This is a genomic window from Mesorhizobium sp. WSM4887 (genome assembly GCF_029625865.1).
In the GTDB taxonomy this organism is placed as follows: Bacteria; Pseudomonadota; Alphaproteobacteria; order Rhizobiales; family Rhizobiaceae; genus Mesorhizobium.
The window spans coordinates 539,722-561,142 of sequence record NZ_JARTVP010000002.1; the positions used below are offsets into that span (position 1 = coordinate 539,722).

Consider the following 21,421-nt stretch of genomic DNA (forward strand, 5'->3'; position numbering starts at 1 on the left):
GACGGAAAACTGCTCACACTTTTCCTGGAATTGCTCTAGCCGGTCATTGCATGGCCTTGCCCGGCATTGATCAAGCTCAAAGCGATGCGAGGCGATCCGGGCTTACCTGCCTGGCAACAGCAGTGATCGGGCGGCGCCAGAGTGCTCGGCTGATCCCACATCGGAGGAACACATGATCCTGAATAACGGCACCCTCGTCGCGGTTACGGATGGCGAGAGCTTGCGGCTGTTTCACAACAAGGGGCACGAACCTCGTCTCGACCTGATCGAAGTCGAGGATTCGGTCCTTGAAGTGGCCCGCGCCGGATCCGGCGGCAGGCATCGCAGTTCAACCGCCAATCCGGACGAGTCCCGGCTGGGCGAGGACGACTTCGCCGCATCCATCGCGAGCTATCTCAATCACAAGGCTCGCGAGAAAGCCTGCGAGCATATACTGGTGATCGCCGATCCGCGCACGCTCGGTGAGATGCGGAGGCACTATCAGCCGTCATTGAGCGCCAAACTCGTCGGCGAAATCGGCAAGGACTTCGTCAAGCATTCGGTGATGTCGATCAAAAGCGCCATAGAAACCGCCTGACCCTATCCACTCGCCTTGATTGGCGTAGGCACGTCCAACCACTGGAAGGCTTGCGGCGGCAGGCTCGTTAGGCCGCGCACGGTCGCGATACCTATTGCGATGACGTTCTCACAGCTCGCGACCTGCACTTGGCTGGGCGAGCACGCCGCGGGTCATCGCCGGGCGTGCTCGGTGTCGTCTTACTGAACCTTGATGGTGGCCCACATGCCGTTCATGAAATGATCGGGGATGTTGCAGAAGACCGCGTAGAAGCCCGGCTTCAGGTCGAGCGTCAGCGAACCCGACTTGCCCGGATCGAGTTCCGAGACCTCGCCCAGATGGCCGGCCGCATCCTCATCGACACGGTTCTCGTTCGAAATATATGGCAGCGTTGTCTTTTTTGGGTCTACCACGGGCACGACAATCATTTCATGGACCGTGGCCTGGGAGGTGTTGGTCACATCGAAGGTCACCTTGCCAGCCGGCACGACCTTCTTGTCGACCTGAATCTTCATCATTGCCATGCTCATATTCGCCGGCATGCCCATTCCCATCTTGGCGTCGGCGTTCATGTCGCCGTTCTTGTCCCATAATTTCACGTTGACCGTGGAATCCGCGAACGCCGGCGCCGCAACGGCCAGCGTGGTCAACGCAAGTCCAATTTTCAAAAACTGCATCGAAAGTGCTCCTATCCGCCGTCCGGCGACCACAAAGGCGGGCTGCTTGGAAGATGATTGGTCGCGAGCGCTGTCTAGCAAGCACAGCCTGACAACCCGCTGACGACCTCGCTGCCGGCCCGAACGCCCGGTCGGTTGGCGATCGACATCACAGTCGACAATGTTTACGCGGCCGAGACAGCCGCCCGGGAGATCGGCAGCGTCCCGAGTGATCGCTGGCGGCATCAAGACAGGTCAGGGACGCAACAACCTTGATCCTCGTCAAGTTGGACAGGATGCAACCAAACCGTCAGGACCACCCGGCAGTGGGAAATTCACCAGAGAGAAAAATGCGAACCCAGGAACACGAGGACCTGGCCGGTGATCAAGGGAATCCTCAGCAGGGGACCGTCCTCCCCGTTGTCCTGCACCGGCTGCCCGAGCACGCAAGGATGAGCCTTCAGCACATCTCTCCAGATGGTTGGAAAGTCCGATCCCTTGCTTCTTTCAGCATTGCAGGTGTCGACAAGCCTCGCGACGGCATTTCTCATTGAGCGGCGTTACCTTTAGCGCCTGGTTGCGCCACATATGAAGGATTTCGAGGCGAAGAATTTGATTTCGGTCAATGCGTCGAAAAGAGTCCATTGCAGCGGCCCCGCGCATTCCCTTAGTGGTAGCGATGCTTCACTGCGGCCATGCGATCAGGCGGGCGATTTCCTCACTCCTCGCGCTGCGGATCACCATGCTCTATCCGACGGCTGCCGCCGTCATCATGCAGGTGTGCCCTTAGGCAGCGGCGTCAGCTCGACATCAGCCGATTGAGCCACACCTCGTCCAGCAACGAGCGGGTAACGCCGCCGAAAACCCACTCCCTCAACCGGCTATGCCCATAGGCGCCCGACACGATCAGCTCGGCATTCACCGAGGCGAAGAAATCGACGAGGCGATTGCCTTCATCATCGGTCGTCTTGATGATCTCTGTGCGCGGCTTGATGCCGTGACCGGCCAGGAAGCTCGCCACGTCCTTGACGCTGTCCCTGATCCAGTCGTCGGGATGGCGATCGACCGCCACGATCGTGACCTCGCTCGCCATAGTCATGAGCGGCGCAGCGTCAGCAACCGCACGTCTAGCTTCACGGGTGTCCTTCCAGGCCACCACGATCTTGCGTGCCGGCAGATCCGTCGCGCCATGGGCGGCGACCAGGACCGGCCGACCGGCGCGCAGCACCAGCGAGCCTGGATCGGCCGTGCGATAAGAGTCGCCCGTAGATGCGCCTTGGGAAGCGCTGGTGACGACGATATCGGCCATGCGGGCTCTCCGGGCCACGGCATGATCCGGATTTTCGATCTCTCCGTGCCAGCCTGTCTCGACCGCTCCCGCCACGAGAGTGCCGAACTCGCCGCTCAGGTCGGCGAGGCGGCGTCGGATTTCATCCCTTGACTGTTCCCAAATCTCGGCGGCGACCGCCGCACCCTCGGGCGCCATGGTCACCGGCAACGGAGCATCCGCCGCGCAGAATCCGATCAAACGGGCGTCAAAGCGCTTGGCTAAGCTTACACCTATCCGTGTAAGCGGTTCGATCGGCCCATCAATATTGAGGTTTAGAAGGATTGACTTGTAACCCATCGCACGCGCCTTCGGTTCGATCTTTCTTCGATGAGCGGAACCCTACTTCGAGGACGCACTCGTGCCTTGATGCAGATCAAAATCGCCTCTGCGCGCGCAACGCTTCATGGCATCCGCGATTCGAAATGGATTACCTCACCATCGACGACGAAGGTGCCGTAGCCGACATGATGGATGGTTTTCGGCTTTGGCTGACCTGGATCAACCCAGGCTTTGAGGACTTCCAGCACGAACATATTGTACTTGTTGACCAGCCTGGTATCGACCACGCGGCATTCGAGGTTGGCGAAGCACTCAGCCACAAGTGGCGGCGACACCCGTTCGGCGGGAAGCGGCGTCAACCATGCCGTTGCGAACTTGTCGGTATCCCTGCCGGAGCAATTGCCGACCTTCACGACCTTCTCGGCAAGGCCGACTTCAGGTATCGCAATCACGCACTCCTTCGTTTGACGCAAGGCGAAGAACGAGCGGTCATTGCTTGACACGACGCAGGCAATCGTCGGCGGCGCGACCGCCACCATCGTGTGCCACGACATGGTCATGACATTCGAGCGGCCTTGCTCGGATCGGGTCGAGAGCAGAACGACGGGACCAGGTTCGATAAGGCGATAGACTTCGGCAAGCGGCAATTCCCTCATATCCATCTCTCGCTTGGCATCCGCAACAGGCTTGTCGATTTCGACCTTGTCGCGGCCATTGCCTTCCTTCGCCTTGATCACGATCAAAACCCGAAATGCGGGACCGAATGGCGATAAGCCCGATTGATCACGATCAATGCCAACTTAAGCTCGGCCAGCCATGTTTGATCAGGTTGAACAAGGAATCCACCTATGTCCGCTGAAGATATCCTCCTCTGGGGCGCTGTGCTCTGCCTCGGCTTACTTGCGGGAGTTGCGATCTATTTCGAGCTGGCATCGTTCAAGAGAAGCAGGCGCTCGCCCGCCAGCCACGGCTTCGAACGCCGCTCCCGCTTCCATCAGCTCGAAGACGAAATTTGAAACAAGGAGGGAAACCACCTTGACCAGGAACCCGGAAGAGTTTCGTGCGCCCCAGCTGCTGCCTTTCGCCCAGACCGGCCAAAAATTCTTGCGCGCGACGGCCGCGATGCAAGCACACTCGGTCCGCGCCCTGCTGCGCTACCAGATCGAAGGCCTATCCTTCCTTAAGCGGCGGTTCGAGGATGACCTCAGACTTGTTGAGGAGTTGACTGGCGGTGATGGATTCGTCGATGCGTTCGACATATTCGTGAACTTCATCCAGAACGCTACGTCCGACTATGCGAATGAGGCTGGCAAATTCGCATCCATCGGCGCCAGACTTGCTTCGGAGACAGCCGACCAGGTCCGCAAGGATGGGGAAACAACTATCGACGACATGGCCGCGGCCACGCTTGCGACCTGAAATGTTGTGGCCGAGGAAGAGAGGGGAAACCAGTCGCCAATCGGACCTCAGCTCGGAGAATCGCCGCCGGGGCGAGGGATTCGACAGCGCCACCAAGACCTGAGCGCGGTGAGGTTGTGAACGCAACCGATTCCTCGGTGTTGCCACCCCCAGACGAAGAAGCCGGGAACATCTATCGCGATCCGATCTCATGGCTTGGAATGCCGATTCGACCCGCATGCCTTACCGCATGCAGTCGCAACGACAACTCTATCTGGGCAATGACCTTATCGAAGGGCGCCTTTGCGTTGCCGGCAGGCCTTTCATGTGGAAGACATCAGGGTCCCGGTGTTCTAAGACGGACCATGTCGCGCCATGGCGTTCGGTATCCAAGTTGATCTATCTCCTCGACACCGACATCGACTTCGTCCTGACCAGCGGCGGGCACAATGCCGGCATCGTTTCCGAGCCTGGGCACCCGGGCCGTTCCTATAGAAAGCTCAGTTGCAGCCATGCGGATATTCGTCCGAACCCAGACGATTGGGCGAAAGAGGCGACCATAGAACATGGCTCCTGATGGACAGTCTGGATCGACTGGTTGATAGCCATTCGAGTGCTGAGGTTGCGCTCGGCCGGGTCGCCGCCGCCTCAGGCAACTCGAAGACAGTTTGCACGGCACCCGGCGCGTGTGCTCGAACGACAGGACGGTTTCGCCAGTTTGAGCCAAGTCAAGGTCCGGCGCTCATTCGTCGCGTATTCGGAGGCCATGAAACGCCTGGCGCTATCAAAAATGGTCGTGGTTATAGCCATTTTCCCTGGCGGGCCATTCGCATGGGCGCAAGACAATCTGCAGATTGCCCATGGCAGGAAGCTCGTGGAAGCAAACTGCGCCCGTTGCCACGCAACAGGACCGACCGGCAAAAGTTCGCATCCGGACGCACCGCCTTTTCGACTGTTGCACCGGCGCTATCCGATCGAGGATCTGGAAGAGGCGTTGGCGGAAGGGATATCGACGGGTCACCCGGACATGCCGGAATTTGTCGCTGATCCTCAGCAGATCGAGGCCATTGTCGCCTACATCAGGAGCCTAAGCCGATGACGAGGGGTCAGCGGTCGGCCGGCGAGGAGCCCAAAACTCTTCGCGCAGTGCTGGTGCTTGCAGCTATCTGTGTCCTGTACACACACTCGGTTGTCTGGGCGGCCGACCCATCTCGCGTTGGCAATGAGATACCATCGCTGGCTCCAATGCTTGAACGCGTCGTTCCCAGTGTCGTCAGCATTGCCATCCAAGGGAGGGGCACCGCTGAATCCGATCCGATGTTATCCGACCCCTTCCTGCGAAAGTTCTTCGGGCTTCCTGAGCAACCCACGGCAAACGAACGCTCGTTCCAGGTGGCCGGTTCAGGCGTGATCGTCGACGCAAAAAGCGGGTATGTGTTGACCAACAGTCATCTGCTTGAAAATGCCGACGAGATCACGGTGACCTTGCTGGACCACCGATCGTTTCCGGCCAAGGTGATCGGCATGGATCAGCCGAGCGATGTGGCGGTTGTTCAGATAAAGGCCGACAGGCTCACTTCGCTGCCGCTGGGAGACTCAAGCGAGCTCAGGGTCGGCGACTACGTTGCCGCCGTCGGAAATCCCTATGGTCTGAGCCAGACCGTCACCATAGGCATTGTCAGCGCATTGGGGCGATCGGGCCTTGGTTCCGACGGTCTGGAGAATTTCATCCAGACCGATGCGTCGATCAATCCCGGCAATTCGGGAGGTGCCCTCGTGAACCTCCGGGGCGAGCTGGTGGGTATCAACAGCGCCATTTTCGGACCGGCCGGCAGCAATGTCGGGATAGGCTTTGCGATTCCATCCAATATGGCAAAGGACGCGGTGCGGGAGTTGATCGCCCACGGAAAGATCAGGCGCGGGGAGCTCGGCATGCTGATACAGGACTTCACGCCGTTGCTGGCCCAGGCCTTCAAGTTGAAGATTTCTGCGGGCGCGCTCGTCAGCCGGGTCATGACCGGATCTGCGGCAAGCAGCGCCGGCATCCTTGCTGGCGATGTCGTCGTTGCCGTGGACGGTCGGGCAATACGCAGCGACGTTGACCTTCGAACAGCGCTTGGACTGCTCGGTGCTGGCGCAAAGGCCACGCTCACGATCGACCGGCACAACAAGCTCCTCGAGTTGCCGGTGGAGCTCCGGGAAGCAAACACAGTTAGCACGGCGCAGGTCAAAGGCGAGGGGTTGCTTGCCGGGGTAGCACTGGCCGATATCTCGCCCGATTCTGCGGCTTATGGCCAAGCGGACGGCGCGGAGATCCTGGCTGTCGACTCCGAGAGCGACGCTGCGAGGGCAGGGTTGATCGCCGGCGATTTCATCGTGAGCGTCGATCAGCAACCGGTGCACTCCGCCACGCAGGTGGCGCGACAGGCAAACCGGTTCGAGAAGCTGCTGCTGCTCGGGATCTTCCATGCCGGCGGTATCCAGTACGTCGTCATTCCGTGAGCCGCAGGTCCGCCCTAGCACATTCGCGACATGCATTCTGCTGGGGCAATATGTCGGCTTGATCCGCATCAATCCCATCCGGCTGGGGCTGTGGCATGCTTGGCGGTAAGCGCTGACGGAGCAGCCAAATGTTCAGTGACGCCCGAAGCCCGGATATTCTCGGCTACCCGCCCCAAGACGTCGATCCAGCCCTGCGAGCTTACATGCTTCGGGTCTACGATCTCATGGCAGGTGGACTGGGAGTCAGCGGGGTCACAAGCTATCTGGCGATCTCGACGGATCTCTATCACGAGCTCGCAGCGACGCCGTTTATCTGGCTGATCGTGCTGGCACCGCTTGGAGTGGTCTTTTTCCTCAGTATCCGTATCGGCACGATGAGGCCCGCGGCCGCGCAGCTGGCTTTCTGGATCTATGCTGTTCTCATGGGACTATCTCTTTCGGGCGTGTTCCTTGCCTATTCCGATGTGGCTATCGCGAAGGCCTTCCTCGCCGCCGCGGGCACTTTCAGCGCCACCAGTCTCTACGGATACGCAACCGCGCGCGATCTGACGCGTCTCGGTTCGTTTCTGTTCATGGGCTTGGTCGGCTTCATCCTGGCTGGTTTCATCAGTCTGCTCTTTGCGTCATCCATCTTGGAGACGGCAATATCGCTTGTTGGGGTGATCTTGTTCGCGGCCTTGACTGCCTATGACACGCAGCGGATCAAATCCGTCTATTTGGAGCGTGCCCAAAGCGAGGCGATTTCTAACAAGGCGCTGATTGGGGCGCTGACGCTATACCTCGATTTCATCAATCTGTTCCTGATGATGCTGCGATTCACCCGGGACCGACGCGAATAATGCTGGCGAGCTACGGAGGAAATGTCCGATGAGACGCGGAGTGGGAAGTGACGATATCGAGGCACCTGAACTGACGATCCCCGTCGCGAAAGTCTGCTTCATTATCGCCAAGGCACATGGGTTCGACGTCAAGGTGGCCGTCACCGAGCCGGACACGGGATCGAATCCGACGGACGACAATGAAATTGCTGTGCTTCAGGATCATGATGACGACCCCGTGCGCGAAGAACTGGGGTCGCTGATCTCGGAGCTCTCCGTCGATGAGCAGATCGATCTCGTCGCCTTGACGTGGCTTGGCAGGGACGACGGCCAATGTCGATTGGGACGAGGTTCGCCAGCAGGCCGCCTATGCTCACAACCGACACACGGCCGACTATCTCTGCGGCAATCCGCTTCTCGGCGATCATCTCGAGGCGGGCCTCGATGCCATCGGACTGTCATGCTCCGGCTGAAGAAGTTGACGTGCATCAAAGCACGGGGCTCTGTCCCATGCTGAGCTACCGGTCTCTCATGGAGTCCGGATATGATCTACACCACGATACTGGTTCAGCTCGATATTGATGCTCCGGCCACCCCACGCCTGCTTTTTGCACAGCAGATCGCGAAGAAATTCGAGGCGGATCTCATCGCGGTGGCCGCTGCCGAACCCTCCACTCTGGTCTCGCCTAGCGAATCCTCCCCGTTGGTGGCAGAGGTTCTGCGTTACCGAACCCACGAAATCGAGGAGCGCATCAAGAAGCTCAAGGAGGAGTTCCTCAACGTCGTCGGCAACGACGAGCGCGCGTCATGGCGCGCGGAACTCAATGATCCTACGCGCGCCGTTGCCCTGCACGCGCGCGCGGCCGATCTGGTGATTACCGGCGCGCCGACTGCGGCTGCCGCCGGCGACTACCAAAGAACCATAAACCCTGGCGCGTTGGTGTTGTCCACGGGCAGACCTGTTCTGTTTGCGGCCGACGGCCTTGCAGCCTTCAAGGGCGAGAGGGCGATGGTCGCCTGGAAGGATTGCCGCGAATCGCGGCGGGCAGTGGTTGATGCGATGCCCTTCCTGCGCAATGCCAAGGAAGTGACCGTTTTCAACGCGGCTGAGGACGGAACGGTCGTCGCCAGGGATGGCGCGGCGGACGTAGTGCGCTTCTTGATGAAGCATGGCGTCAAGGCGAGATCCCAGTTGCTTGAGGGCGGAGGGATCTCGGTCGGCGACTCGATCATCGTCGAGGCCGATCGCATCGGGGCCGATCTCATCGTGGCCGGCGGTTATGGCCATAGCCGGTTCCGCGAATGGGCATTTGGCGGCGCGACGCGATCCTTGCTCAGCTCGGGCTCGTTCCACAGGCTGCTGTCGAACTGAAAGGCTGCGGCAGTCTACGTCCCTGCACCTTGAAGGAGATAACTCCATGCAACTGTTAACATCCGTGCTCCTGCCGACTTATCCGGACCCGCCGGGGTCGAAGGTTGCTTCGAACGCGGTGGCCGTGGCCAACCAACTCGGCGCCACCCTGGATGCGGCGGTCATCAACGTCGACATTCCGGATGTCTCGAACGCATTGTCCAGCTTGTTGCTCGACCTCCCCGCGAAGATCCGCGAGGCCAACGCGGCCAGCAGGAATCGGGGCAAGGCCCTGCTGGAGACAGTCGCGGCCGAAGCTGCGCGATGCAAAGTGACCTTGACCAGCCAGGAGTTGAAAGCCCAGCCCGCCTTCATGCGCGAAACGGCCGCCAGGGAAGGGCGGTATTTTGACCTCTGCATGGTCGGATGGACGCGCAATATCGAGTCAATCCGCGCGACCGCGGAGGAGGTAGTGTTCAGCTCCGGCCGGCCGACTTTGATTTTTCCGGGTGACGAAGATGTCGGTGCGCTCGATCATGTTGTGATCGCCTGGGACGGCAGCCGCGTGGCTGCAAGGGCCGTGGCCGACGCCAGGCCGTTCCTGGAGCGGGCATCGACGATATCGATCGTCACGGTGACGGATGAGAAGGCTCTGCCGCGCGAAGATACCGGCGATAGGCTGGCGCATGGCCTCGCGGCGCGGGGTCTCCGGGCCAGGTCGGAGTCGATCCACGCCGGGGACAATGAAATCGGCGCCGCGCTCGAGGACCATGCCATAAGGATCAATGGCAGCCTCCTCGTCATGGGCGGATGGGGCCATTCCCGGCTTCGAGACTTTGTGCTTGGTGGGGCTACGGAAGGCATCCTGGCGGATCTGCGCTTGCCGGTCTTGATGTCGCATTAGGTGTACGATCGTGGATCGCGATCAGCATCCCGTCTTGCGCTTCCATGGCGCGACGCGTTGCGTGACAGGGTCATGTTACGAAATTGAAACGCCACATTGGCGCCTCCTGATCGATTGCGGCTTGTTTCAGGGTTCGAAATCCGAAAGGGAACTGAACTACGGCGCATTCCCATTTTCGCCGGATGCGATCGACGCGGTCATCCTGACCCACGCGCATATCGATCACAGCGGTCTGCTGCCCAAGCTGGTCAAGCTAGGCTTTCTCGGACCGATCTACGCGACGGCCGCCACGATCGATCTTTGCTCCGTCATGTTGCCGGACGCCGCGCATATCCAGGAAACGGAGGTGGACTATCTCAATCGCCGCAACGCCCAGCGCGGCAGGCCGCTGGTTGAACCGATCTACCGTCAGGAAGATGCGGCCGCATGCATGCATCTGTTTCGGGCTGCGGAGTATGGCGACTGGACGACCGCAGCCCAAGGTCTCCGCTTCCGCTTCTGGAACGCAGGCCATCTGCTCGGCTCCTCGTCAGTCGAGCTGGAAATTGATGGAGGTGGGCGCTCGCCGATGCGCATCGTGTTTTCGGGCGACATAGGTCCGGGGCACAAACTGCTCCAGACCGACCCGCAGGGTCCTTCCGCGGTCGACTATCTCGTCTGCGAAGCGACTTATGGCAGCCGGGATCGCCCCGACGTTTCGCCTGACCGGCGACGCTGGATGCTCGGCGACGTCGTGCGCGGCGCCGCACGGGCGAACGGTCCCTTGATCATTCCGTCCTTCGCCGTCGAGCGGACGCAGGAATTGCTGGTTGACCTTCATCTGCTCATGCAAGCCGGCGAGGTTCCCAGAGCCCCAATATTCGTCGATTCGCCGTTGGCCACGCGCGCAAGCGCCATATTCCAGAGACATGCCAATGAAATCGAGAACGGCGACGTCTTGCGTCAGGCTTTGATTTCCGCCGAATTGCGGTTCACCGATACCGTGGAGCAAAGCAAGGCGATCAATCGCCTGACAGGCTTCTTCGTGGTGATAGCGGCAAGCGGCATGTGCGATGCGGGGCGCATACGCCATCATCTCAAGGCCAACCTCTGGCGCAAGAACGCCACCGTCATGATGGCTGGATATCAGGTCCAGGGTTCGCTGGGCAGAATATTGCTTGATGGCGCCCGGCGCGTGCGTATCCAGGGCGAGGAAATCGAAGTGAGGGCAAACGTTACCCTGTTCGATCTATACTCCGCTCATGCGGATGCAGCCGAGCTCTTGGATTGGATAATGGCTCGCGGCCCCGTCGGGCAATCGCTGTTCCTGACCCACAGCGAAGACGAAGGTCTTGCAGGCCTCGCAGAGCGCCTCAAGGGATCTTTTCCGGGGGACAGGATCATCAAGCCACAGCTTGATGACGCCTTTCGATTGAGCCCGGCGGGCTGCGTGCCAATCGAGATCAACCATGCTCGCAGGCTGAAGCCGGAGAGTGTCGGCCGTCTTGACTGGCACAACGATCTCTCCAAGCTCTTGCTGGACGTGAGCGAGGCCGTCAACTCGGCGGCGGACGAACGCGGTCGAGCCAAGATCATCAGGCAAATGCAGCGAGCACTCACTGCCCGGGGCGATTAGATGCAGCAGTTGATGGGAGCCCCCTGTATCGAGAAAACGCAAAGTGGGGCCGGCGATTCGGAGATTGGAGAACGCCTGCGCGGCCTCAGCGAAACCGAGGCTCAGGCCAGGCTTCTCGCCGAGGGGCCGAACGAGTTGCCCAGGTCCAGCCGGCGCACGCCATTTAGAATAGCCCTTGAGGTCATTCGCGAACCGATGCTGGCCCTCCTGCTCGGTGGAGGCTTCGTCTATCTGCTTCTGGGCAACCTGGAGGAAGCGCTGATCCTGCTGGCATTTGGCACGATGTCGATCGGCATAACCATCATCCAGGAGACGCGCACCGAGCGCGTCCTTGAAGCATTGCGTGACCTCACCAGTCCTCGCGCCCTGGTCATACGTGCTGGTGAACGCAAGCGGATAGCGGGCCGTGAGGTCGTTCGGGGAGATCTCGTCGTGCTCGGCGAAGGTGACCGGGTCCCTGCCGACGCCAAGCTTCTCCAAAGCCAGGATCTTCAGAGCGACGAATCCCTGCTGACAGGCGAATCCGTACCGGTCCGAAAGATTGCCACCGACGGCGGCTCGCCAACGATCGAGCGTCGGCCAGGCGGTGACGACCTGCCCTTCTTATTCTCGGGTTCGCTGATCGTTCGCGGTTCAGGGATTGGCGAAGTCCTTGCGACTGGGCCACGAAGTGAAATTGGCAAGATCGGATACTCGCTGAGTTCAATGGAGGCAGAGCCGCCGCGATTGCAGGGACAAATGAGGCGCGTCGTACGCATTTTCGCGATGGTCGGCGGTGCAGTCAGCGTCGTCGCGGTCTTGCTTTACGGGCTTCTGCGAGGCGGTTGGCTTGACGCCGTGCTTGCAGGTATCGCGCTCGGCATGTCCATGCTGCCGGAAGAATTTCCCGTAGTGCTCACGATCTTCATGGCCATGGGAGCGTGGCGCATTTCGCAGGCGCGCGTCCTGACCCGCAGGGCCGCCGCGATTGAAACGCTCGGCTCCGCCACGATCCTTTGCACCGACAAGACAGGAACCCTTACAGAGAACCGGATGACCATCGCCGAACTGCGGTCGGCGGACGGAAGGCGGTTGCGGCTGGCCGACCATCCGGAGACCGACCTGCCGGCGGCATTCGCCGATATGGTCGAGGCTGGCGTGCTCGCCAGCGCGCGGATCCCTTTCGACCCCATGGAAATCGCATTTCACAAACTCGGCAAGGAACGGCTGCGCAAGCACAGAGTTCTGGACAAGCCGGATTGGGAACTGGTTCACGCATATCCGCTTCGACCCGGCCTGCTGGCAATGTCGAATGTTTGGCGGTCGACAGGCGGCGATGGCAATTCGCTGGTTGCGGCAAAAGGTGCGCCAGAAGCGATCGCGACGCTGTGCCATCTGAGTGCCAGAGACCTGATGGTCTTGCAGGGCTTGGTCGAAGCCATGGCGGCCGAGGGGTTACGGGTGCTTGGCGTGGCCCGCGCTTTTCATCGCGGCGCCGACTTGCCGGATACGCAACATGATTTCAACTTCGAATTTCTCGGCCTGGTCGGCCTGATGGATCCGTTGCGCGCACGGGTTCCCGAAGCCGTGGGCGACTGTCGTTCCGCCGGCATCAGGGTGATGATGATCACCGGCGACTACCCGGCAACCGCCAAGGTGATCGCGCGTCAGGCTGGCCTCGATGCCGAAAGCGTGGTGACCGGCAGTCAGATGCAAGCGCTCGGTGACGACGAGCTGGCAATGCGTGTAAAAACCGCAACCGTGTTCGCGCGCATCATGCCCGAACAGAAACTTCGCATCGTGAGCGCGCTGAAGTCGAGCGGTGAAATCGTTGCCATGACCGGCGACGGGGTCAATGATGCCTCGTCCCTCAAGGCAGCCAATATCGGGATTGCCATGGGTGGGCGTGGCACCGACGTTGCGCGCGAGGCGTCTTCGATCGTCCTGCTCGACGACGATTTTGGCTCGATCGTCAAAGCCGTTCGGCTTGGCCGCCGCATCTTCGACAATCTGCGCAAGGCCGTGGGGTTCATCTTCGCGGTCCATGTGCCGATCGCGGGTCTCTCGCTGCTGCCTTTGCTTTTTGGCCTGCCAATCCTGTTCGGGCCGATCCATATCGCCTTTCTGGAGATGGTGATCGATCCCGTCTGCTCACTGGTCTTCGAGGCTGAAAGGGAAGAAGACGATGTCATGCGCCGTCCGCCCCGCAATCCGGATACGCCACTTTTCTCCGGGGCGTTGATCGGGTGGGGGCTGATCCAGGGGACGCTCACCTTCGCGCTCCTCGCGGGCATCTACCTTGTCGCCCTGAAGCAGGGCATGGCCGAGAACGAAATCCGGGCGCTGACCTTTTTCTCGCTGGTGCTGAGCATCGTGGGACTGATTTTTGTCAACCGCTCGTTCAGCGCATCCCTTTTGACCGCGCTTAACAGGCCGAACCGGTCGCTGATGATTGTTGTCGTGGCCGTTGCTTCAATGCTGGGCGGCACGCTTCTTTGGCCGTTTGCCACCAGTCTCTTCCGCTTCGGACCGCTGCATCTTAACGATCTGGCGGTAACAATTGCCGCGGGATTTGCCGTGCTGGCAATCCTGGAGTTGCTGAAGCCACTCTGGAGGCAGCAACTGAAGGCCTAGCGCCGATTCAATGAGCCAGTCCACTACCAGTCGTCAGTTGGAGAAGAGTTGGTTGGCAACAAGGTGGAACGTGAAGGAAACGCCCGCACGAGCCGTTTCAGTGTTGGCAACATGAGCGACGACGATCCTCTGGTTCGCCGCAGCCGCGCGGGCACGGCGGTGCTAGCCGCCGCAGTGATCGTTGGGATTGTCGTATGCGTTCTTCTGGCCCTGCCATTCTTGGGCGCGATCAGTGGGCTCTGTCACTGGCAATCCTCTTTGCCCCTTTCCATGCCTGGATCGAGACGAAGTTGAAGCATCCCAACCTTGCGGCGATGGTTTCGGTTTTGACGATAGTGCTGCTCGTCGCGGTGACTACTATGGCGGGTATTACCCTCACCGCTATTACCGACACGTCTACGATGACGACTACTACACTCCTCCCTATCGCGAGCGTTATGTGGTGCGCTATGATAACCGGTATTATCGCGATCATTGCCGGATCAAGATCGTGAAGCACTGGCGCCACGGCCACCGCGTCATCGAAAAGATCCGCATCTGCCGGCGCTGACCGACCAGCGAGCGGACATCTCCCCTCGGGCGAGGGGAGATGTTGCCGTAGTGCGTCCGCCTCAGCATCTTCGCCGCAACCTGCTCTTGCCACCGGGAATATTAGCGACCGGGAACATGGCTTCCTACGGCGCGTTTACCCGATGATCAGCCTTCAGGAGGAGGTTGCCATGAAAAAACTGCTACTCGCTTCAGTGATCGCCGTTGCCACCGCGGCAGCCACGGTCGCGCCTGCGGATGCGCAGGGGTTCTTCGGTCTCGGTTTCGGTCCATTCGGCGGCTTCAGCCCGTTCTACGGTGGCCCATTCGGTGGGCCATTCAACGGTGGTCCTTTCTACGGCGGCGGCCCGTTTTACGACTATGGCGGCCGCTATTACGGCCCTGGCTATTATCGCGATTATTATCCTGGCTACGTGGCCCGCTATCCGCATCGCTACTACTACCGGCACCGCCACTACCGCCATTGCCACGTAAAGTGGGTGCGGCACTGGCATCATCATCGCCGGGTGCTGGAACGCGTGCGGGTTTGCCGTTACTGACACGGCCAAACATTGGCTGCGGCTGCGCCGCCTTGCAAATTTCCGCTAAATGCCCGGCATTCATAAGGGAAGCAAAAGTGACGCAGCGAAGCGGCAGCGCCGACCTGCCGCTGCATGGCGGGCGGGTTCTGAAATAGCTGGGCGATCGCATGACGAAGCTCGGCGCGGTGCTGTGCGAAGCCATCATCCATCATTATGGCCGCGACGAGCTTTTGCGGCGCCTCGCGCATCCCTTTTGGTTCCAGTCCTTCGGCGCTGTGATGGGCATGGACTGGCACTCCTCCGGCATCACCACTTCCGTCATCGGCGCGCTGAAGCGCGGGCTCAACCCGACGGCCGGTGAGCTTGGCATCCATGCCTGTGGCGGGCGCGGGATGGCGCACTTCATCTTCGGCCGCAGATCCACTCCATGGCGGGAGCGTCAGGGCCGAAGCGATCGCGGAGCGCCGGCAGATCGAGGATCTGATGACGATGGCAGTCCAGCCAGCCGCCCCTGACGGACATGCCCGCGTCGATAAGCTCTTGAAGAGTCCAGCCGTCATGCTGGCGATCCAAGGGCGGCTCGGCCTTTTGGCGGGATTTCATTTTATTAGCAGATGCGCTCAAATAGAGAGGTTTGTCAGACAAAAGAGATTTCGCATGTCACTAGTGGACCTCACCGCCGACATCGTCTCCGCTTATGTTAGCAATAATCTCGTCTCGGTAACCGACTTGGCGGATTTGATCGCGTCGGTGTATTACTCGCTCACTGGCGCAGCCCTGCTGCCAAAGCAGGAGCCTGCCGTCGACGCGGAGCGCTCGGTCTTCCCCGATCACATCATCTGCCTGGAGGATGGCAAGGAGTTCAAGTCGCTCAAACGGCACCTGAGGACCGATCACGGTCTTACACCAAAGCAGTATCGCGCGAAATGGAACCTGCCGGCAGAGTATCCGATGGTGGCGCCGAACTATGCGCAGCGGCGATCGGACTTGGCGAAGGGGTTGGGCTTTCAGCGGAAGCCTGCAGATCTCCGAAAATGAGGTCGCCGCACCAGCGAGGATTATATTCCTGATCGATGGACGAACCTAGAGGTACGCGATCACGCCATGTCCTTTTGTGGTAGAAATTAGCTATCTTGCATGTGCGGCGGACCGCCGGTTCGCCAGGCCGGCGCCAGGACTCAGGCAATTCTCCCCACGAGAAAAGGCGCCGGTCACACCTTAGCCCGCCGCGCGGGTGTGGGGGCACACCCAGCGGCGGGTTAAAGGATTCTGCCGAATATTGGCGTCCTCGTGATGGGGCGTAAGCAAGCGCCCACGCTGCCGCGCATCACGGGTCAGCGCCTTTTGGCTGAATTCGATTTATTAGCAGACGCGCATATACGGCCTCGCCGGCACTTACCCCTGCCGGCTAAGGCCCGGCCACCCAAAGGCTACCGGGCCACCATCCGTTATATGACGCGATGCATTCCGATCGATGGCGATGGCGCTAGTTCCCGCGCGTCGTGTGCACTTATGCGACCTTCAGGTTAATGACGCGCATCACCGCGACCACTGTTCCATTGTTCGTAGCAGCCTCTTTCGTACTGCCCTTGCCGCAGCTCCAAACGTCGCCTTCCTTGGCCGTGAACTTCATATCGCCGGCCGTAACTTCCAGTTCGCCTTCGGTGACCGTGCAGACCATGTCGTCGGCCATCACATCCCCCAGCGGGCTAGATCCTTTCGGCTGATAAATCACGTCTTCCATGACGATCTTGTTATACCCCTTGATATGGGAATCTCGTGTCCCCCGCTCGACTAGCCGAACGCCAGGAAAAATCTCCTTGCCCTCAGTCGCGCCATAGGTCTTGGCCGCTACTGGAGTGAACTCTGCGGCCAATAGCGGGGCGGCCAACGAGGTGGCAGCAAGGGCGAGAGCATTACGTCGATTCATCTTCATAACATCCTCCCTGAGTTGGTCCGCCCGGTTGGGCGAACTTGATATTTTACGCGCCCGACAAGCCAAATAGTCAAAACACAATTGGGGATCCGCCCGGCAATCACCAGGCGAGGTATAGACAGCGAAACGAAGAGCCCGCTCGCCTAAGGTCAGTCAGCGTGGGCATCGGCCTAGAGCCCGCTCGTGAGGGCCGAGCGGGCTCCGTCGTGGCCTTTCAGACGGCAGGCAGAAACGGAGGACAAAGCCGTGCCGCCCAATCTATAACCGCTCGCGTGTGGCGATGTTCCCTGTTCAGAGCTTAGAGCGCTCTAGGTCATCTCTGTGTGCACATCCAATCGACCAATTTGGGATCGACGGTCTTAGAGCCGGTATACGCCCGGATTATTTTCGCGGCCAGCTCTCGCCGCTCGGCTTCGGGAGTCTTGTTATACCGAACGTCGTTTTGGAAGGCCTTCTTCAGGATTTCGGCGTCCAACGCCGTCAGGTGTGATTTCGCCATTTTTCCCTCACAGGCGGGGGCGAAAACAATTCCCCGCGCGGTGGAAATTATATCTCTGTGGAGCGTATGTTGCGAATCGCGAAAGTCCGCCGCAGCTAATGAACGAAGACCAAGAGCCCGCTCGCTGAGGGGACAAGCCCGGGTGACGGGCATCTGTTTGCTGTCCTATTTTTGGCCGATAGAACTGGTGCCTGGCGGGGCGAAAAAACACGTCCATCGAAATCTGTGATAAGCTTCGAAATTCATGTGTGGGGTCAACGAGCGGTAGAACGTCATCAGCTGCTCGCAAATGTGATAGCGGTCATCTGGCGAAATCTGGACACGCTCTCTGGGAATAAACCACTCCGGCTGCTGGGGCTCGTTCAAGTAAAGGCGATGTTGCGATCTGACGATATAGCCATCCCTCGTCATCCTGACATCCGCAGAGTCTATCGGGTAACAGTCTTTGTTCCCGCAGCAATCGTACCGGAGAACCGGGTCTGTCTTGCCCGTATACCAATCGTGTGCACCGGCCTGGTCCGCAAAGACAAGCCATATTAATGCAATAGGTCCGTGCAAGTGCGCCATGGAAACGCCCCTCGCATTTGCTTAACATATTAGTAGGTGCTAATCTAGATGTTGACGTGGTTACGCGAGGGGCGTCTATGCATCAGGTCAGCACGCGAGAACGCGCAGGGCTGGCGAGCATTGTGGTCACAGCTGCGGCCCTCAATGGTGGTCTAGCCCTGGCGCATAGCCACAGTAGAAGCTGGACGTATCCACCTGCCTGTTGCCATGGCGATCCCATCACCGGAGAATGCGGCAAGATCCCCGCCATCGCCGTGACGCCGCGGCCTGACGGGTATGTAATCATCCTTCGACCAGGCGATCACCACAGAGTCACTCATCAAAACCGCTATTTCGTTCCCTACGACGTGGTCATTCCATCTGGCGACGACAATTTTCACATCTGCCTGCATCCGACCGAAGAAGACGAGAATTGCTTCTTTGCGCCGGTCGACACGATGTGAGCCCTGTCACCTGCCTAGAGAATGGTTGTCCACGAGGTAGAATTTAGACTGAATGGCTCGGAGGGACAGCCATGTCGGCTTTCAACGTTGGCTTCGTGATCTTCCCCGGCATTACCCAACTCGACTTCACCGGTCCGTTTGAGGTGTTAAGCCGGCTCGCGACCCCTGGCTCGCTGTCGTCGCCCAGCGAGTTTGCCCAAGCGAAAACCTACGTTGCAGCAAGAACGTTTGCGCCGGTGCTAAGCGACCGTGGCCTTGCCATAATGCCGAATTGCACTTTCGAGGATTGTCCGCAGCTCGACCTGATCTGCGTGCCCGGCGGCGCCGGCATTGCTGAGGCGCTTGCCGATGTCGAGATTGTCGACTTCATCCGCCTCCAAGCTGAGAATGCACGCTACGTCACATCGGTGTGCATCGGGGCTTTCCTGCTCGGCGCAGCGGGGCTGTTGCAAGGACGAAGCGCCACCACGCACTGGGCTCACACGGGGTTGCTGCCACTGGTGGGCGCCCGTTACGAAAAGGGCCGCACCGTCCGCGACGGCAACGTGTTCACCTCTGCCGGCGTGTCCGCGGGGATTGACTTCGCCTTTGCGGTCATCGCTGAGGTTGCCGGGCAGGAGGTGGCGAAGGCTATCCAGCTTTCGATCGAGTACGATCCAGCACCGCCCTTCGAGGCCGGCCATCCGGACAAGGCATCAGAGGCGGCAATAGAACTTATGATCGAGCGCAACGCGGCAACCCACGCCGGCATCTCGCAGGCGCTGGGCAGAGCGAACAAAAGGAGTTCGATCTAAGATTCAACTCATGGATGCGATCTTCGCCACCTTTCAATCGCCCTCAGGAAGCCCAACAGCGATGTTTGGGGCAAGGTCCGCGTCATTGCCATAGACGCGGCCGGCAAGGTCTTCGCCGGCATCGCGATCGGCATCGGCTTTGCGATGGCTAAAAAGCAACTAAATAGACCAACGCGAGGACCATAGCTGCGGCAAGCGCACCGGCCAGAAGGTCGACCACAGGTATCACCTTTGCGCAGCGTAGCTGCGTATGCGCTGTAGAGGCGCCGGCCATCCTCGCCAAAGCGGTCGGCGTTCGAATAGACTTTCGGCGGCTTTTGTTTAGGCCTGAGCATGAGTTCCCCCACAACCCGCAGCCTACAATGGCGACGGCTAGCCACAACCGGCTGCCCCTGTCTCGTTTCTGCACAAGCCCGTTGTTACCCCTAACCCGGATAAAGCCCGGCGGATTGTCACCACTTCCCCCGAAGCGATGGGACGCCGGGCCGTCGACGCGCCATAGCCCTGGCTATGTAAGTTGTCTGCCATTCAGATGCCAGAACGGAAAGAGTACAAGAGGCCCTACAAGCCCGCCGACGAGAAGGCGCCTCTGGTCGAGACAAGCCGACTGACGAAGATGCTTCGCCCCCCTCGCTTTTTCGGGAATAAAGCTACGAGGAGCGGCGTTGAACACGTGAAGGGGACGGCGGCGTTCCTGCCTGCATCGGAGGGACCATACAATCGTTGGAGAACCCATCATGCGAACACTTATCCTCATTGCAGCGTTTTCGCTGCTCGCTGGCCCCGCGTCAGCGGCCGATCACCTCTTCACCGCCACATCGGCAGGCGGCTTGACGACATCGAGCAACCTTTCCAGAACGGCATAAACAACAAAGCGCCGACTGCCGAGCAAGTGCCGGGCGGGGGTAGCCCGCTGTCCGGGGAGGATCATACCGTCCCGGCCACCGACACGCAGACTGGTGCCTCACTAAGGTCCATGCCTGCGGCCACCCAGGGCAAGACGGCACCGTCAGCCAACGCCCACTGACAATCGCGTCGCCCCGTGACAGGCGAGTTCACCGCGCGGGATCTCCGCCGCTAGGCGGACAGAGCCGGGCTTTTCCGCGGCGCTAGAGCGCGGCCGTTCCATTTCAGGACGGGACTGCCGGCATTCATCTTGCACAGCACACGTTGCCGGTACCGCTCCCGGGCCGGCAGCTCGTCGGGTTTGAGGCTGTTGTTGGGGGCCTCGCCCGGCGAGTTCTCCCACATATTAGCGATCACTTGTAAACACAGCAAAACAGGAAGATTATGCCTGGTGCGAGGAGCTTTGAGGGAGGTTCCGATGCGATGGCCTTTGGTCGTGATCGCGTTGATTGTCGGCTTGGTCCTGTGGGACCACTATGCCAATGACAGTGCCTATATCGCCAACGTCGAGAGAGGCCTCAGACAGACCGCTGCGGACATGCCGGGCGGTGCCTGAGGCGTTGGCCGTTGTTCCGGTACGCGGCTCGTCGCCATCGCGCGCCCTCGCTGGCAAAACAAATTGCCATCGGCTGCCGTGACGCTATGGTGGCGTGTCCGGGGTCTGGTTGCCCCAATCCCGGATCAGGCCCGGCAGATCGTCACCACTTCCCCCGAAGCACTGATGGCCGCCGGGCCGTCTTTAGCGCTGCGGCAGCTTCTTCGGAGAGGTATCTGGGTAAAGGATGGCAAGCCATCGAACAGGAGCTTCGCAGCAAAGGTTTCCCGCGCGCCAAGCTACTGCTTGATAACGATCGGATCCGCGACAAATTAGATGAACTGTGTAAGAGCGCACAGGAGAAACGCGCCGATGCCAACCGGGCCTGAGTCCAGAAGCGCCCAGCCGATGTGATCGGCAACGCCGTCTGCGTCATCAGAATCGTCACCAGATGGCGATGGAAAGCTCGTCCCTGACGCTTTGTTCGCCTTTCCTTCAGGGCGGTTCAACGCATCCCTGTAGCTGCGACTAGGATCAGGCCCATCGCAGCAAACACGATGACACCGACCATAGCGATCTCAAAGCCGCTTCCGCCGCCAGCGCCTATTTTTTTGTCGGTCATGGCTTCATGCCTTTCCACCTAACAAAT

General features: G+C 60.0%; 23 protein-coding genes and 2 pseudogenes. 18 read left to right on the forward strand and 7 right to left on the reverse strand.

The genetic code is table 11. The annotated features are described in order from the left end of the window. The first annotated feature begins 172 nt into the window (after positions 1 to 172). On the forward strand, positions 173 to 577 hold the full coding sequence (locus tag P9230_RS11020) for a host attachment protein (protein WP_278118889.1): 405 nt from the start codon (positions 173 to 175) through the stop codon (positions 575 to 577). 179 nt (positions 578 to 756) lie between these two features. On the opposite strand, the gene P9230_RS11025 is transcribed toward P9230_RS11020, so the two are convergent. The 4 genes from P9230_RS11025 to P9230_RS11040 all read right to left on the reverse strand — a co-directional run bounded on the left by P9230_RS11025 (position 757) and on the right by P9230_RS11040 (position 3,477). Beyond that, entirely contained in the window at positions 757 to 1,233 is a 477-nt protein-coding gene (locus tag P9230_RS11025; RefSeq protein WP_278118891.1) for a plastocyanin/azurin family copper-binding protein, read from the reverse strand. Positions 1,234 to 1,547: 314 nt separating this feature from the next. Continuing rightward, positions 1,548 to 1,763, reverse strand: coding sequence for a hypothetical protein (locus P9230_RS11030; RefSeq protein ID WP_127248330.1), 216 nt, complete (start codon positions 1,761 to 1,763; stop codon positions 1,548 to 1,550). Positions 1,764 to 2,011: 248 nt separating this feature from the next. Further along, the gene (locus tag P9230_RS11035; RefSeq protein WP_278119459.1) at positions 2,012 to 2,704 is read right to left on the reverse strand and encodes a universal stress protein; all 693 of its coding nucleotides are present in this window, start codon (positions 2,702 to 2,704) and stop codon (positions 2,012 to 2,014) included. 239 nt (positions 2,705 to 2,943) lie between these two features. After that, positions 2,944 to 3,477 carry a flavin reductase family protein gene (locus P9230_RS11040; protein WP_278119461.1) on the reverse strand — a complete coding sequence of 178 codons (534 nt, stop codon included), beginning with the start codon at positions 3,475 to 3,477 and terminating at the stop codon, positions 2,944 to 2,946. A gap of 192 nt (positions 3,478 to 3,669) precedes the next feature. Here P9230_RS11040 and P9230_RS11045 point away from each other — a divergent pair, with 192 nt between their 5' ends. The 11 genes and pseudogenes from P9230_RS11045 to P9230_RS11095 all read left to right on the forward strand — a co-directional run bounded on the left by P9230_RS11045 (position 3,670) and on the right by P9230_RS11095 (position 14,022). Then, on the forward strand, positions 3,670 to 3,837 hold the full coding sequence (locus P9230_RS11045; protein WP_278118894.1) for a hypothetical protein: 168 nt from the start codon (positions 3,670 to 3,672) through the stop codon (positions 3,835 to 3,837). 19 nt (positions 3,838 to 3,856) lie between these two features. Next, a complete protein-coding gene (locus tag P9230_RS11050; RefSeq protein ID WP_245475431.1) occupies positions 3,857 to 4,240 on the forward strand; it encodes a phasin family protein in 384 nt (127 codons plus the stop codon). Positions 4,241 to 4,613: 373 nt separating this feature from the next. Continuing rightward, positions 4,614 to 4,796, forward strand: coding sequence for a hypothetical protein (locus tag P9230_RS11055; RefSeq protein ID WP_278118897.1), 183 nt, complete (start codon positions 4,614 to 4,616; stop codon positions 4,794 to 4,796). Between the two features lie 189 nt (positions 4,797 to 4,985). After that, the gene (locus P9230_RS11060) at positions 4,986 to 5,318 is read left to right on the forward strand and encodes a cytochrome c (protein ID WP_127248332.1); all 333 of its coding nucleotides are present in this window, start codon (positions 4,986 to 4,988) and stop codon (positions 5,316 to 5,318) included. Between the two features lie 146 nt (positions 5,319 to 5,464). After that, the gene (locus P9230_RS11065; RefSeq protein ID WP_278118900.1) at positions 5,465 to 6,721 is read left to right on the forward strand and encodes a Do family serine endopeptidase; all 1,257 of its coding nucleotides are present in this window, start codon (positions 5,465 to 5,467) and stop codon (positions 6,719 to 6,721) included. Between the two features lie 128 nt (positions 6,722 to 6,849). Beyond that, positions 6,850 to 7,560: a Bax inhibitor-1/YccA family protein gene (locus P9230_RS11070; RefSeq protein WP_278118902.1), complete on the forward strand. Its 711-nt coding sequence runs from the start codon at positions 6,850 to 6,852 to the stop codon at positions 7,558 to 7,560. A 217-nt stretch (positions 7,561 to 7,777) separates the two neighbouring features. Continuing rightward, positions 7,778 to 8,012 (forward strand): annotated as a pseudogene (locus tag P9230_RS32420) (DUF3775 domain-containing protein). A 71-nt stretch (positions 8,013 to 8,083) separates the two neighbouring features. Further along, positions 8,084 to 8,911 carry a universal stress protein gene (locus P9230_RS11080; protein ID WP_127248336.1) on the forward strand — a complete coding sequence of 276 codons (828 nt, stop codon included), beginning with the start codon at positions 8,084 to 8,086 and terminating at the stop codon, positions 8,909 to 8,911. 124 nt (positions 8,912 to 9,035) lie between these two features. Continuing rightward, positions 9,036 to 9,794: a universal stress protein gene (locus P9230_RS11085; protein ID WP_278118905.1), complete on the forward strand. Its 759-nt coding sequence runs from the start codon at positions 9,036 to 9,038 to the stop codon at positions 9,792 to 9,794. A gap of 10 nt (positions 9,795 to 9,804) precedes the next feature. Further along, complete coding sequence (locus P9230_RS11090) at positions 9,805 to 11,409, forward strand: MBL fold metallo-hydrolase (protein WP_278118907.1); 1,605 nt, start codon at positions 9,805 to 9,807, stop codon at positions 11,407 to 11,409. Next, complete coding sequence (locus P9230_RS11095) at positions 11,410 to 14,022, forward strand: cation-translocating P-type ATPase (RefSeq protein ID WP_278118909.1); 2,613 nt, start codon at positions 11,410 to 11,412, stop codon at positions 14,020 to 14,022. A gap of 229 nt (positions 14,023 to 14,251) precedes the next feature. On the opposite strand, the gene P9230_RS11100 is transcribed toward P9230_RS11095, so the two are convergent. After that, positions 14,252 to 14,536, reverse strand: a complete 285-nt coding sequence (locus P9230_RS11100) for a hypothetical protein (RefSeq protein WP_278118911.1) — start codon at positions 14,534 to 14,536, stop codon at positions 14,252 to 14,254. A gap of 205 nt (positions 14,537 to 14,741) precedes the next feature. On the opposite strand from P9230_RS11100, the gene P9230_RS11105 reads away from it, so the two are divergent. The 3 genes and pseudogenes from P9230_RS11105 to P9230_RS11115 all read left to right on the forward strand — a co-directional run bounded on the left by P9230_RS11105 (position 14,742) and on the right by P9230_RS11115 (position 16,130). Further along, positions 14,742 to 15,110 (forward strand): hypothetical protein, encoded by a 369-nt coding sequence (locus P9230_RS11105; RefSeq protein WP_278118913.1) that lies wholly within the window; start codon positions 14,742 to 14,744, stop codon positions 15,108 to 15,110. A gap of 137 nt (positions 15,111 to 15,247) precedes the next feature. Then, a pseudogene (locus P9230_RS11110) lies at positions 15,248 to 15,484 on the forward strand (DUF763 domain-containing protein); the annotation flags it as partial. Between the two features lie 265 nt (positions 15,485 to 15,749). Beyond that, positions 15,750 to 16,130: a MucR family transcriptional regulator gene (locus P9230_RS11115; protein WP_095826433.1), complete on the forward strand. Its 381-nt coding sequence runs from the start codon at positions 15,750 to 15,752 to the stop codon at positions 16,128 to 16,130. A gap of 472 nt (positions 16,131 to 16,602) precedes the next feature. On the opposite strand, the gene P9230_RS11120 is transcribed toward P9230_RS11115, so the two are convergent. Then, on the reverse strand, positions 16,603 to 17,028 hold the full coding sequence (locus tag P9230_RS11120) for a hypothetical protein (RefSeq protein ID WP_095826417.1): 426 nt from the start codon (positions 17,026 to 17,028) through the stop codon (positions 16,603 to 16,605). A gap of 313 nt (positions 17,029 to 17,341) precedes the next feature. Next, positions 17,342 to 17,527: a hypothetical protein gene (locus P9230_RS11125; protein ID WP_095826418.1), complete on the reverse strand. Its 186-nt coding sequence runs from the start codon at positions 17,525 to 17,527 to the stop codon at positions 17,342 to 17,344. Between the two features lie 644 nt (positions 17,528 to 18,171). On the opposite strand from P9230_RS11125, the gene P9230_RS11130 reads away from it, so the two are divergent. From P9230_RS11130 to P9230_RS11140, 3 genes are all read left to right on the forward strand, one after another. Then, a complete protein-coding gene (locus P9230_RS11130; protein ID WP_278118917.1) occupies positions 18,172 to 18,537 on the forward strand; it encodes a hypothetical protein in 366 nt (121 codons plus the stop codon). A 71-nt stretch (positions 18,538 to 18,608) separates the two neighbouring features. Then, entirely contained in the window at positions 18,609 to 19,331 is a 723-nt protein-coding gene (locus P9230_RS11135; RefSeq protein ID WP_095826421.1) for a DJ-1/PfpI family protein, read from the forward strand. A gap of 1,324 nt (positions 19,332 to 20,655) precedes the next feature. After that, on the forward strand, positions 20,656 to 20,793 hold the full coding sequence (locus P9230_RS11140; protein ID WP_164750450.1) for a hypothetical protein: 138 nt from the start codon (positions 20,656 to 20,658) through the stop codon (positions 20,791 to 20,793). Positions 20,794 to 21,421 lie beyond the last annotated feature (628 nt).